The sequence below is a fragment of the Acinetobacter sp. A47 genome (genome assembly GCF_000805455.1).
Taxonomy (GTDB): Bacteria; Pseudomonadota; Gammaproteobacteria; order Pseudomonadales; family Moraxellaceae; genus Acinetobacter.
Map to the genome: position 1 here is coordinate 199,574 of NZ_JSUS01000012.1, position 12,302 is coordinate 211,875.

11 protein-coding genes are annotated in these 12,302 nt (G+C 47.8%); 7 read left to right on the plus strand and 4 right to left on the minus strand.

Annotated features, from left to right (window positions below; translation table 11 throughout):
• The first annotated feature begins 4 nt into the window (after positions 1-4).
• Genes OC23_RS04780 through OC23_RS04800 form a run of 5 tightly spaced genes read left to right on the plus strand, consistent with a single transcriptional unit; the run spans position 5 to position 7,725 of the window.
• Positions 5-1,822: an ABC transporter substrate-binding protein gene (locus tag OC23_RS04780; protein ID WP_038343166.1), complete on the plus strand. Its 1,818-nt coding sequence runs from the start codon at positions 5-7 to the stop codon at positions 1,820-1,822.
• 26 nt (positions 1,823-1,848) lie between these two features.
• Complete coding sequence (locus OC23_RS04785) at positions 1,849-3,867, plus strand: M3 family metallopeptidase (RefSeq protein WP_038343167.1); 2,019 nt, start codon at positions 1,849-1,851, stop codon at positions 3,865-3,867.
• A 12-nt stretch (positions 3,868-3,879) separates the two neighbouring features.
• Complete coding sequence (locus OC23_RS04790) at positions 3,880-4,818, plus strand: ABC transporter permease (protein WP_038343168.1); 939 nt, start codon at positions 3,880-3,882, stop codon at positions 4,816-4,818.
• Positions 4,819-4,829: 11 nt separating this feature from the next.
• Positions 4,830-5,969, plus strand: a complete 1,140-nt coding sequence (locus tag OC23_RS04795; RefSeq protein ID WP_038343170.1) for an ABC transporter permease — start codon at positions 4,830-4,832, stop codon at positions 5,967-5,969.
• A gap of 13 nt (positions 5,970-5,982) precedes the next feature.
• Entirely contained in the window at positions 5,983-7,725 is a 1,743-nt protein-coding gene (locus OC23_RS04800) for an ABC transporter ATP-binding protein (protein ID WP_038343172.1), read from the plus strand.
• A 44-nt stretch (positions 7,726-7,769) separates the two neighbouring features.
• Here the strand turns inward: OC23_RS04800 and rluB are convergent, their stop codons facing one another.
• Genes rluB through OC23_RS04815 form a run of 3 tightly spaced genes read right to left on the minus strand, consistent with a single transcriptional unit; the run spans position 7,770 to position 10,133 of the window.
• On the minus strand, positions 7,770-8,702 hold the full coding sequence (gene rluB / locus OC23_RS04805; RefSeq protein WP_038343174.1) for a 23S rRNA pseudouridine(2605) synthase RluB: 933 nt from the start codon (positions 8,700-8,702) through the stop codon (positions 7,770-7,772).
• A gap of 40 nt (positions 8,703-8,742) precedes the next feature.
• Positions 8,743-9,342 (minus strand): SMC-Scp complex subunit ScpB, encoded by a 600-nt coding sequence (scpB, locus tag OC23_RS04810; protein ID WP_038343176.1) that lies wholly within the window; start codon positions 9,340-9,342, stop codon positions 8,743-8,745.
• The gene (locus OC23_RS04815; protein ID WP_038343178.1) at positions 9,339-10,133 is read right to left on the minus strand and encodes a segregation and condensation protein A; all 795 of its coding nucleotides are present in this window, start codon (positions 10,131-10,133) and stop codon (positions 9,339-9,341) included. Before OC23_RS04815 ends, scpB begins: the two co-directional genes overlap by 4 nt.
• 245 nt (positions 10,134-10,378) lie before the next feature.
• Here OC23_RS04815 and OC23_RS04820 point away from each other — a divergent pair, with 245 nt between their 5' ends.
• Together OC23_RS04820 and OC23_RS19405 are read left to right on the plus strand one after the other, a co-directional pair.
• Positions 10,379-11,095, plus strand: a complete 717-nt coding sequence (locus OC23_RS04820) for a GNAT family N-acetyltransferase (RefSeq protein ID WP_038343179.1) — start codon at positions 10,379-10,381, stop codon at positions 11,093-11,095.
• 53 nt (positions 11,096-11,148) lie between these two features.
• A complete protein-coding gene (locus tag OC23_RS19405) occupies positions 11,149-11,604 on the plus strand; it encodes a hypothetical protein (RefSeq protein ID WP_227505537.1) in 456 nt (151 codons plus the stop codon).
• A gap of 30 nt (positions 11,605-11,634) precedes the next feature.
• On the opposite strand, the gene OC23_RS04830 is transcribed toward OC23_RS19405, so the two are convergent.
• Positions 11,635-12,252: an L-threonylcarbamoyladenylate synthase gene (locus OC23_RS04830; protein WP_038343180.1), complete on the minus strand. Its 618-nt coding sequence runs from the start codon at positions 12,250-12,252 to the stop codon at positions 11,635-11,637.
• Positions 12,253-12,302 lie beyond the last annotated feature (50 nt).

The window sequence follows — 12,302 nt, forward strand, 5'->3', positions numbered from 1 at the left end:
TACGATGAAGCAAAATTTAAAAAATTCTCTTTCGCGTGCGGGACTGGCTTTGTTATTGGGAACGGCATTGGGGGCAGGATCAGGTTTAGTTCAGGCCAAAAGCCCAGCCGATCCTAAAAAAGTCCTTCGCTATGCTTTTCCGGTGGCAGAAACGGGTTTTGACCCGGTAGCCGTACAGGACCTCTATTCTGCCCATATTTTATATTCTGTCTTTGAAACGCTCTATACCTATGACTATCTGGCATCGCCAGCACAACTGGTACCCAACACTGCTGCTGCCTTACCTGAAGTGAGTGCAGATGGCCTGACCTATACCATACGGCTGAAAAAAGGGATTTATTTTGCCTCTGATCCGGTGTTTAAGGGCAAGCCACGAGAGCTGACGGCAGCGGATTATGCCTATTCTTATAAACGACTGCTTGATCCGAATTTGCGCTCACCGAATAGCTGGTTATTTGAAGGTAAAATTGCCGGAATGGATGCGTTGATTCAACAGGCCGGTAAAACCGGAAAATTTAATTACGATCAGCCCGTCAGCGGATTACAGACCCCGGATCGTTATACCTTGGTGATACGCCTGAAAGAACCGAATCATAATTTTCCGATGTTGCTGGCCCATCAGCCAACGGGCGCAGTGGCACGTGAAGTGATCGAGCATTATCGCGAAAAAACGACAGGCTATGCCATGGCACATCCTGTAGGCACAGGGCCTTATGTGCTGGCGCACTGGACGCCGGGTTCACGGATTATTTTGAAAGCCAACCCTGATTATCGCGGTTTTACCTGGAATTTTAAGGCCAGCCAGCCGGAAGACCAGAACATCGTCAAGCAGATGCAAGGCAAAAAAATGCCGCAGATCGGGGTCATTGATATTCGTGTTATTGAAGAATCACAATCGGGATGGCTTGCTTTTCAGAAAGACGGGCTGGATTTATTTACCCTGGACGGTGAGTTGCCCGCACAGGCCTTACAGCAAGATGGCAGCTTAAAGCCCGAGTTGGCCAAGAAGGGCATCCAGCTGTCACGCATACCAGACCCTTCAATCGATTATCTTTACTGGAATATCCAGAATCCGGTTGTCGGTGGTTTTGGCAAAGATAAAATTGCCTTACGCCGTGCGATGGCAATGGCCATTTCCAAAGACAAAATGATTACGATTCTGGCCAAGGGCAATGCCAAAAAACTGGAAACGCCGATTCCTTATGGTGTGGCCGGCCATGATCCTGATTATAAAAGCAGCGTGCCCTATTCGGTGAAAGCTGCAAATCTGTTACTGGATCGTTATCACTATAAAGTCGGGGCAGATGGCTGGCGCAGGCTGCCAGATGGCAAGCCACTGGTGATTGAGTTCATGCCATCTACCAGCAGTGCCCGCAGTATGCAAATGGCCGAGCTGTTAAAGAAAGACCTGACCAGTATCAAGATTAACATGGTGTCCAAGCCAGTGCCTTTTGCGGAAGGTTTAAAGGCTGAAAAGCAATGTAAAACCATGTTTAAGGCCTCTGCCTGGATTGCCGACTATCCTGATGCCGATAACTTTATGCAGCTGTTTTATGGCAACAATATTCATGCAACCAACCATACCTGCTTTAAATTACCGGAATATGACCGTTTATATGAACAATCCCTGAAACTGGACGATGGCCCTGAACGCGACCTGCTATATCGCAAAATGTCACGTCTTTTAGAGTTCTATTCACCTGTACAGTTTATCTCGACCCGTTACCGGACTGTGGTCGCGCAGCCTCGTGTGCTGGGCTATAAAAAACATCCTATCTTGCCGGCAGAGTGGATGTACATCGATATTCAAGACAAGAAATAACAAACACATTAAATCGGAGTGAAAGAATGGCGAAAAAAATATTGAAATTGTCGAGTCTGGCTTTGTTATCCATGACTGCTGTCGGCATGAGCCAGAATATTTGGGCTGAAAATCCCCGTACCAGCTTACCTGTTTTAACAACGGCTACCAGTGCCCAGTGGTGTGATGCCAATCTGGACAAACTAAAACAACGTATCCAGCAGCTGGAAAAACAACAGGTAAAACCTCGTTCAGCAGCAGCGCCTGTACTGGCTGAATGGGATCAGCTGATGGCAACATTTGAGGATTTTGCCGGGCCGATCAGCCTGTATAGCAATGTTGACCCGGATGCAACACTGCGTAAAGCGGCTGAAGACTGTGAAGTCAAACTGAACCAGCTGCAAACTGAAATTTACCAAAACCCTAAACTCTATCAAAGAATTAAAAATACACAGGCGGTAGACGAGATTGATGCCAAATACCGTCAGGATATTCTGGATGCCTTTGAAGATACCGGGGTGCAATTAGCGCCTGAAAAGAGGGCCCGGGTTAAAACGATTTTTGATGAATTGACCAGACTCTCGCAAGAATTCTCCCGCAATATCCGTGACAATCCGGAAAAACTGGAATTTACCCCTGCAGAATTAAAGGGCTTACCTGACAGTTATATTGCTGGTTTGAAGAAAAATGACAAAGGCAATTATTTACTAGGTTTTGAATATCCAGAGTACCAGCCTTTCATGGAACTGGCAGACAGCGATGATGCCCGTAAGCGTTATCAAACCGCCTTTACCCGTCGTGGTACAGAAAAGAATCTCGTCCTGCTCAAGCAGATTATCGACTTGCGTTATGAACTGGCGCAGTTGTTCGGTCAGCCAAGCTATGCCGGCTGGGCCTTAAAGAAACGCATGGCCAAAACACCAGAAACAGTAAATACCTTCTTGGCCGATGTACATAAAGTGGTGGCACCGCTCGAGCAAAAAGAAGTAGACGAATTACGTGCGTTTAAAGCCAAAACATTAAATATCGCTTTGGACAAGGCTGACATCAATCGCTGGAATGTGGGCTATTGGAGTGAAAAGCTACGTAAAGCCAAATACCAGATTGATCAGGAAAAACTGCGTGATTATTTTCCAACTTTAGCTGCGCAAAAATGGTTGTTTGCAATTTCTTCCGATCTGTATGGCATCGAGTTTAAACCCGCCAAAGTCGCTACCTGGCAGAATGAGGTGGAATATTACGATGTCACGGACAAGAAAACTGGCGAAGTGCTGGGTGGCCTGTACATGGACAAGTTCCCGCGTGAAGGCAAATATGGCCATGCAGCGGTGTGGGGCGTCTATGGAGGCAGTACTTTAAGCAAGCGTAAACCGATTTCGGTACTGGTGACCAACTTTAACCGCAAGGGCTTAAATAGCGATGAGCTGGAAACTTTTGTGCATGAGTTTGGACATGCCTTACATGGCATTTTGTCGAAAACCCGTTATGCAGGCCAGTCTGGCACCTCGGTAGAGCGTGACTTTGTTGAAGCACCCTCACAAATGTATGAAGAATGGGCACGCCGCAAGGAAACCTTGTCCAAAGTTGCTGACTATTGTGATCCGGCCTGCCCGCGGGTAGATGATGCCCTGATTGAGCGCCTGAAGTCGGTCCATAATTATGGCCGTGGGATGCGTTATGCGCGACAAACCCTGTATGCACAATATGACATGGCGCTGCATGGTGCTGATGCCCTGAAAGTACAGCCAATGGAAGTCTGGAAAAAGATGGAATCGGCAACGGCACTGGGCTATGTGCCCAACACCGAGTTCCCGGGGCAGTTTGGTCATCTGATGGGCTATCAGGCTGGCTACTATGGCTATATGTGGTCTGAAGTACTGGCGCTGGATATGTTGTCGGCCTTTGGCAATAACCTGAATAATCCGGAAGTCGGGCAGCGCTATCGTCAGAAGATTCTTTCCCAGGGCAGCCAGAAGAGTGCAGCTCAACTGGTCAAGGACTTCCTCGGCAGAGCGCCGGACAATAAAGCCTTCTTCAATGAAATTACCGGCCAACGGGTCAAATAAGGATTTGCCAATATGCTTGCTTATGTCGTACGCAGACTATGGCAAATGATCCCGACCATGTTGGGTGTTATTTTGCTCATTTTCTTTTTATTTAACTGGGTGGGGGGCGATCCTGCATATATCCTGGCAGGCAAAATGTCGAACCCGGAGCAAATTGAAAACATCCGCAAGCAGCTGGGCGTAGATCAACCTTATTACGTGCAGCTGTGGATTTTTATCAAGCAGATTCTCAGCTTTGACTATGGCGCAAGCTGGAGTACCGGCGAGTCGGTCTCACAGATTATCTTGACCCGTTTAGGCCCGTCACTGACCCTGTTGATCCCGCTTACAATCTTGCAAACGGTGATTTCAATCATCCTGGCTCTGGCGGTTGCTTCGGTGCGGGGCTCACTGACAGACCGTATGGTGATGATGCTATGTACCATTGGCATGTCGATTAGTATTTTGGTGTATATCATTGTTTTTCAGTATGTTCTGGCCTATCAGCTCAGCTGGTTTCCGGTGCAGGGCTGGAGTGACAGTTTTAGAGAAAACCTGTTTCAGTATGCCTTGCTACCGATCCTGATCATGCTGGTGGTGAGTATTGCCCCGACCTTACGGCTGTATCGTAGTTTTGTGCTGGATGAGATTAATCAGGACTATGTACGTACGGCCCGGGCCAAAGGCGTAGGAGAGTCAAGGGTGCTGGGCGTACATGTGTTGCGTAATGCCGCGATTCCGATTGTGACCGAAGTGATGGCCAGCTTGCCTGCCTTGTTGATCGGTGCATTCCTGATCGAGCGTTTCTTTGGCATTCCCGGGATTGGACGTGAAATTATTATTGCGGTTGAGCGCAGTGATTTCCCCGTGATCAAGGCCATCACCGTCTATATTGCGGCCTTGACCATGATATTTAACCTGATCGCCGATCTGATCTATAAGCTGCTTGATCCTCGTGTTCAGTTGAAGTAGGGGAAATCACCATGTTAAGTACAATTTTTAAAGGCAAAAGCTCCCCGGCACAACCCGCTGCAGCCACAGGGTTATGGCAACTGGCATTAAAGCGACTGAAATCGGACCGCATAGCAGTCATTTCATTTCTGGTGGTGCTGTGCTATTTCATCTTGCTGGCTTTATCCATGAGCGGCGTCATCGCCTCCAGCTGGAATAAGGAAGTGGCGGTCAGTTATGCACCTCCCACGTTTTTAGGTGCCGATACTGAGGCTTCACAAGCGCAGAAAGTAGCAGAGCTTACGCAAACGCTGCCGGAAAATCCGGTTGATCCATTAAAAGAGGTAATCCACCAGCTCAATAGCGAGATCCAGAGCGAACAGCAAGGCGGCTATGTGGATCATTATGGCGTGGTTGATCCATTGGCGGAGGACATGAAACAGATTGACCAGCAACTGGGCGGCCACCTGCTGGATCAACAACAGCAATTAAAAACCACGTTACCCTTTGGTGCCGATAAATGGGGACAGGATATCCTGTTAAAAACCATCAAGGGCGCTGAAACTTCAATTCTGGTGGGATTGCTGTCGGCGGTGCTGGCGGTGGTAATCGGGACGGTTCTCGGTGCGATTGCCGGTTATTTCGGTGGCTGGGTCGATGACATCCTGAACTGGTTTTATAACATTTTTACCTCGATTCCCTATTTGTTGCTGGTGCTGGCAATTGCTGCGGTATTGCAGCAAAAAGGGATTTTATCGATTGTACTCATTCTTGGTCTGACGGGCTGGACCGGGGTATTCCGTCTGATTCGTGCCGAATATATGAAACACAAGTCGCGTGAATATGTGCTGGCTGCCAAAGCCATCGGTGTCAGTCACTTACGCCGTATGTTCGTGCATATTTTTCCTAATGTCAGCCATATTGCGCTGGTTCAGATCTCGATTCTGGTGGTGTCATTTATCAAATCTGAAGTGATCCTCAGCTTCCTTGGTTTTGGTGTACCGGTCGGTGTGGTGTCTTGGGGCAGTATGCTCAATGAAGCGCAAAGTGAACTGATTTTGGGGAAATGGTGGCAACTGGCAGCGGCGTCGATTGCCATGGCTGTTCTGGTCACGGCATTTTCAATGTTTACCGATGCATTACGTGATGCCCTTGATCCCAAGTTGAAATAGCGGAGAGAAAAAAATGCAGCAACACAATGAAACCGCGCTATTACGTGTCGACAATCTTCGTGTCAGCTTTAAGGGTGAAAATAAACAATGGATTGAGACGGTTAAGGGAATTTCATTTTCCATTCCTAAAAACAGGACCGTCGCGCTGGTCGGCGAGTCTGGCAGCGGTAAGTCGGTTACTTCCCTGGCCGTGATGGGGCTGTTACCCAAAGGACAAAGCCAGATTGCAGCACATAGCCAGATCTGCTTTGAAGGCAAAGACCTGCTTAACTTGTCTGCCAGAGAAATCCGCAAGATTTGTGGTAAAGACATCGCCATGATCTTTCAGGAGCCGATGTCCTCATTAAATCCGGTGTTTACTGTCGGCGACCAGATTGCCGAGGTTTTGCGCATTCATCTGGGAATGGGGCGCAAGCAAGCGAGGGCACGGGTACTGGAGTTGCTTCAGGAAGTCGGTATTCCTGCTCCTGAAACCAAAATAGATGCTTATCCCAGCCAGCTTTCTGGCGGGCAGCAGCAACGGGTCATGATCGCCATGGCGATTGCCTGTGAGCCGAAGCTCCTGATTGCCGATGAACCCACCACGGCGCTGGATGTCACCATTCAAAAGCAGATCATTGACTTGCTGGAATCATTACGGCAACGTCATGAAATGTCGATGTTGTTTATTACTCATGATCTGGCGCTGGTGGGAGAAATTGCCGATGAGGTGATTGTCATGCGCCACGGCGAAATTCGCGAATGTGGCCCTGCTGGGCAAGTGCTGGAACGACCACAAGATGTATATACCAAAGCCTTGCTGCTGTGTCGTCCGCAGCTGGCATCACGTCCTTACCGCCTGCCTGTGACCAGCGATTTCATGAAGCAGGAACACGGCCAGCTGGTTGAAGTGAGCAACTTGTCCGAGTTGAACCTGAAGCAACGTTCTCGTGGTCTAAATGGCGATGAACAGATTGTTCTGGAAGTCAAAGACCTGAAAAAGTCGTTTTATAGCCGTAAAGGATTATGGGGACGTGAGGAGTTTCAGGCGGTCAAGGGAGTATCTTTTCAGCTTGCAAAAGGCAAGACACTGGCACTGGTCGGTGAGTCGGGCTCCGGAAAAACCACCATCGGACTGCTGTTGATGCGCTTGCACGAAGCGACCGGTGGGCAGGCGCTGATGGGAGGAAAAGATATTCTGGCCATGAGTGAGAAAGAGTTTTGCCAGTATCAACGCAAGATCCAGATCATTTTCCAGAATCCTTATGCCTCACTCAACCCGCGTTTTACCGTCGGACAGATCTTGCTGGAGCCCATGCGGATACATGGCATTGGTGACAATGAAGCCGAGCGTAAAAAAATTGCGCTGGAACTATTGGAGCGGGTCAGTCTGCCTGCACATGCCTATGATCGTTATCCGCATGAATTTTCTGGAGGACAACGGCAGCGGATTGCAATTGCACGGTGCCTGACCTTAAAGCCCGAAATCCTGATTTGTGATGAATCCGTATCAGCGCTGGATGTGTCGGTGCAGGCACAGGTTCTGAACTTACTGCAAGATCTACAGGATGAATATGGACTGAGCTATATCTTTATTTCCCATGATTTATCTGTGGTGAAATATATTTCAGATCAGGTGATGGTGATGAATCATGGTGAACTGGTTGAAATTGCCAATTCAGACCAGCTGTATTTACATCCACAACACGAATATACCCGAAAACTGCTGAATGCCATTCCGCAAGGCGTTGCCTCTCATCATTCGGTCAAGGCATAAAAAAACGCCCGGAGCCGGGCGTTTTTTATTGTCAGGCGAAAGCTTTAAAACTTCTTGAAGCCCTTGTTGAAGCCGATGGTTTTACGACCATTGGCGCCCTGACCACCTGAACGTTGGTCTTGCTGTTCATCATCACGGCGTTGCTGACGTAAATAACCGCCACGGCGTGCAGTCATCGGCTTGTCTGCCATACGCTCGGTACGGCGTTTTGCCATACCGAACAGGCCGGTACCCTGACGCGGTTTTAGCTCGACAGATTTGGCCAGATTATCGATGTCGGTTTTATCCAGTTCCATCCAGCGACCAGTACGCAATTCACGCGGTAAAATCACCGTGCCATAACGGGTACGTAACAGGCGGCTAACTTTGAGGCCTTGTGATTCAAAAATACGGCGCACTTCGCGATTCCGTCCTTCTTTCACCACAACCTGATACCAGCGGTTGATCCCGTCACCACCAATTTCGGAGAAAGATTCGAATTTGGCTGGCCCGTCTTCAAGCTCAACCCCTTTGAGCATGTTATTGCGAATTTGCGGAGTCACTTCGCCCATCACGCGAACGGCATACTCACGCTCCACTTCATTTGAAGGGTGCATTAAACGGTTGGCCAGCTCGCCATCGTTGGTAAACAACAACAGGCCCGTACTGTTAATATCCAGACGACCGACCATGACCCAGCGGTCATTGGCAATTTGTGGTAAATGGTCAAATACGGTCGGACGTTTTTCCGGATCATTGCGCGAGCAGATTTCACCTTCCGGCTTATAGTAAATTAATACACGACGACGGATTTCGTCTTCAATCTGGAACTGTATTTTACGTCCATCAATACGCAGTTCATCACCCGGTTCGATCCGTTCACCGACCTGGGCAATACGGCCATTAATGCTGACACGACCAGCAGCAATGACCTCCTCCATATAGCGACGCGAGCCTAACCCGACTCTCGCTAAAACCTTTTGTAATTTTTCACTCATGACAGCACAACCTTAGACATAATGATCAACAGTTCACCTCTCAAGACTTCGGTGCATGTGCATCGAGAGCCATGAATGCTTCCTTGGCGTTCTGCAGGGGAGGCAACTGGCCTAGCGAGGCTAAACCAAATGCATTTAAAAACTGGGGCGTTGTAATCAGCAACGCAGGTCTTCCGGGTAAATCTCTGAAACCGGCTTCTTTGATCCAGTTCCAGTCAAAAAGCGTTCTCAAAATCTGGCTATTGTTTGAAACACCACGAATCTGCTCGATATCTGCCCGGGTTACAGGCTGATGGTAGGCAATCACTGCGACAGTTTCGAGTAAAGATGGCGATAACTTGGTCGGACGTTCCGGCCAGACCTGTGCAATGATATTGCGATATTTGGCGCGCACCTGAAAACGAAAACCTTGTGCGGTTTCAATTAATTCAATCGAACGGCCATGCTGCAACATGGCGAGTTGCTGCACAAAGGTACGCAATTGTTGCTTATTATATTGGTTTTGAAAGGCTTCTTTTAAACGTGCAAGCGAGACTGGTGAGTCACTGGCAAACAGGATTGCTTCAATCTGCAATAAAACATCATGATGAATGTCTTCCAGAGAAATGTTTTCATTCTGTTCCAGCGGGTCTAGGCTCATGCGGCGGCTCCCTGAATGGTTAAAGGTGCTTCCACTCCGGTGTGGATGATCTGGATTTTTTGCTGACGGGTAAGCTCAAGTACCGCCATAAATGTCACCACCATTCCCATCCGGCCTTGCTTGGGATTTAACAGTTCAATAAAACTCAAAGCTTCTCCTGAAGCAAGCTGGCTTTCAATAAAAGCAATCCGTTCTTCGAGCAAGACCGGTTCTTGTGCGACCACATGCGTAACCGGCTCAGGACGGTTAAATACGCAAAACATGGCGTCACGTAAGGTGTTAACATCATAGCCTTCATACACCGGGGCAATATGGCCAATACTGACATTGGTGCTAAAGGTGTCGCGCTCGAAGATCGGCATTTGTCCCAGACGTTCTGCCGCCTGCTTGATCCGTAAATACGTTTCCAGCCGGTCAATCAGTTCCTGTTTAGGATCTTTTTCAAACTGCTCTACAGAGGCCGGTTTAGGCAGTAACAGGCGCGATTTCAGGTCAGCCAGCAGTGCCGCCATCACCATATAATCCGCCGTCAGTTCAATATTCAAGGACTTCATGCTGTCCATATAAGACAGATATTGGGTGGCAATCGGAGAAATATCCAGCTGTAACAGGTCAAAGCCGTTTTTTTGGATCAGATAAATCAGGAAGTCCAGCGGACCTTCAAACTGTTCCAGTAAAATTTCAAACGCGGCCGGCGGAATATACAAATCTTCAGGTATGACTTCCTGCCACTCGTCAAGCACGCGAATGGAAGGAGTGGACTCCAGTGGAGAGGGGAGAATTTGGTTCATTACCGTTATAAGCCACGCGAATTTTCAAAAGCATGAAAGATATAATTTTTGTGCAGAAAAAAGCACATGCTAACAGGAGCAGGGCTATTCTAATCGAATTCCCCCATTTAATAAATTGCTGACTTACAAAAACCTTAAACTTCTCAGGGTATTTTCTGATTTCTGTACGATCAGCTAGGCCATAGAAAAGACTTGTGCTTAAATGAGCAACGAAAATCATAACTGCTGCCCAATTATAAACTGCTATGAAACAATATTTAAAAACGCAACAGAACCCGTTTGGACAAATGATAGGCTTTAGTGTTGATCAACCACCATGTCAGCCTGTTGAACAAAACCTGACAGGACAATATGTAAAACTGATCCATATTGCCGGTCCGATTTCCGATCAGGCCGCCTCCGAGATCTGGCAAGCGGTCGCCACTGAACCGAATGCAGGCTGCTGGACATATTTACCTTATCCTGCGCCACCGAGCAAAGAACAGTTAAGAGAAACTCTGGACAACACTTTTGGTTTTCGGGAGGGGGCGCATTTTCTGATTGAGGTGGAAGGGCAAGTGCAGGGCTGGATTGCATTATTGCATCCACGGCTCGAATATGGCGCAATAGAAATCGGCAATGTGTACTATTCACATAAGATGAAACAATCCCGAGCTTCGACAGAGACCATATTTCTGCTCTTGCAGCAATGTTTTAAGCATGGTTTTAGACGGATAGAATGGAAATGCGATGACTGCAATGCACCTTCTAAAGCTGCGGCCTTACGCTTTGGTTTTCAGTATGAAGGTCTGTTCCGGCAGGACCGTATCACCAAGGGGCGTAATCGCAATACTGCATGGTTTTCCATGCTGGATGAAGAGTGGCCTGCTTTGATGCAGAGTTATCAGCAATGGCTAAAGCCGGAGAACTTTAATGCCCAAGGGTTGCAAAAACAGCGCCTGACAGAATTCTTTGAAAGCTGAACCGGGTTTCAGGCATAATTCTTGTGTGAGAAAAATCGCGGTAATACATTTAAATGAAAAGAAAAATAATTGTAGTGCTCGGGCTGACCTTGCTGTTTGCCTTGATCGGGAGTTTTTTGATCTGGAATAATCCGGCAGTTCAAAAAGATCTTTTAAGGCAATATCTGGGCAGAATGATTGTCAGCAAAATCAATCATCATGCCAACCCGACAGCTTTTAAATGGAATATGGACATTCATGCCGTCAATCATTATCCAAAGATCCGGGTAAAGATGAAATTACGTGGCCAGCCCGTGGGTAACGGGGTCAGTGTTGCGCAGCTCCAGCAGCAAAGCTGTATCTTTCTGAAAAACTTTCAAACGCTTAAACAAAGCACAAGAACCAAGGTGTATGGTCTTTTAATTGAAGACCGGCTTAGCTTTGAAATTGAAATTTTTAATGGGGCTGGCCAGAAAATACAAAGTACCCAGCAGGTGCTGGCAGAATGCCCACACTTTCCCTATGCCTGAGCTGCGGAGATGAAAAACAGAGGTCAGTACTTACTCAAAAGCACTGACATCGCCCACACCACGACGCACGATTTCAGGATTTTCTCCGGACAGGTCGACAATACTGGTGGTTGATAAGGTTCCGAAACCACTGTCAATAAACACATCAATGCGTTTACCCAACTGGTTTTCAATATCGTATGGATCATCTAGCGGATCTTTGTGTTCGGGCAAGATCAAGGTACTGGTCAGTAACGGTTCACCAAGTTCTTTTAGCAACGCCTGAGCAACAGGATTACTTGGAATGCGCAAGCCGATGGTTTTTTTCTTCGGATGCATTAGACGCTTGGGAACTTCGCTGGTCGCTGGCAAAATAAAGGTGGTGACTGCCGGGGTATTATTTTTCAATAAGCGATACATGGCATTATCGACTTTGGCATAGGTGGCAATATCAGATAAATCACAGCACATAATCGCATACTGGTGTTTCGGGCCAAGTCCACGAATCTGGGCAATCCGCTCCATGGCATTTTTGTTGCCGATCTGGCAGCCAATGGCGTAGGCTGCATCGGTCGGGTAAACCACCACATCACCCGCACGAATACGTTCAACGGCCTGGTTAATTAAGCGAGCCTGCGGATTTTCAGGATGAATATGTAAATGCAACATCTTAGAACTCCCTGATCTATATGGCTAAATTGAGTATGAAGCGGGTTTAG

Coding starts and splice junctions, on each gene's coding strand:
- OC23_RS04780 (WP_038343166.1), top strand. CDS start 5: ATGAAGCAAAATTTAAAAAATTCTCTTTCGCGTGCGGGACTGGCTTTG.
- OC23_RS04785 (WP_038343167.1), top strand. CDS start 1,849: ATGGCGAAAAAAATATTGAAATTGTCGAGTCTGGCTTTGTTATCCATG.
- OC23_RS04790 (WP_038343168.1), top strand. CDS start 3,880: ATGCTTGCTTATGTCGTACGCAGACTATGGCAAATGATCCCGACCATG.
- OC23_RS04795 (WP_038343170.1), top strand. CDS start 4,830: ATGTTAAGTACAATTTTTAAAGGCAAAAGCTCCCCGGCACAACCCGCT.
- OC23_RS04800 (WP_038343172.1), top strand. CDS start 5,983: ATGCAGCAACACAATGAAACCGCGCTATTACGTGTCGACAATCTTCGT.
- rluB (WP_038343174.1), bottom strand. CDS start 8,702: ATGAGTGAAAAATTACAAAAGGTTTTAGCGAGAGTCGGGTTAGGCTCG.
- scpB (WP_038343176.1), bottom strand. CDS start 9,342: ATGAGCCTAGACCCGCTGGAACAGAATGAAAACATTTCTCTGGAAGAC.
- OC23_RS04815 (WP_038343178.1), bottom strand. CDS start 10,133: ATGAACCAAATTCTCCCCTCTCCACTGGAGTCCACTCCTTCCATTCGC.
- OC23_RS04820 (WP_038343179.1), top strand. CDS start 10,379: ATGAAACAATATTTAAAAACGCAACAGAACCCGTTTGGACAAATGATA.
- OC23_RS19405 (WP_227505537.1), top strand. CDS start 11,149: ATGAAAAGAAAAATAATTGTAGTGCTCGGGCTGACCTTGCTGTTTGCC.
- OC23_RS04830 (WP_038343180.1), bottom strand. CDS start 12,252: ATGTTGCATTTACATATTCATCCTGAAAATCCGCAGGCTCGCTTAATT.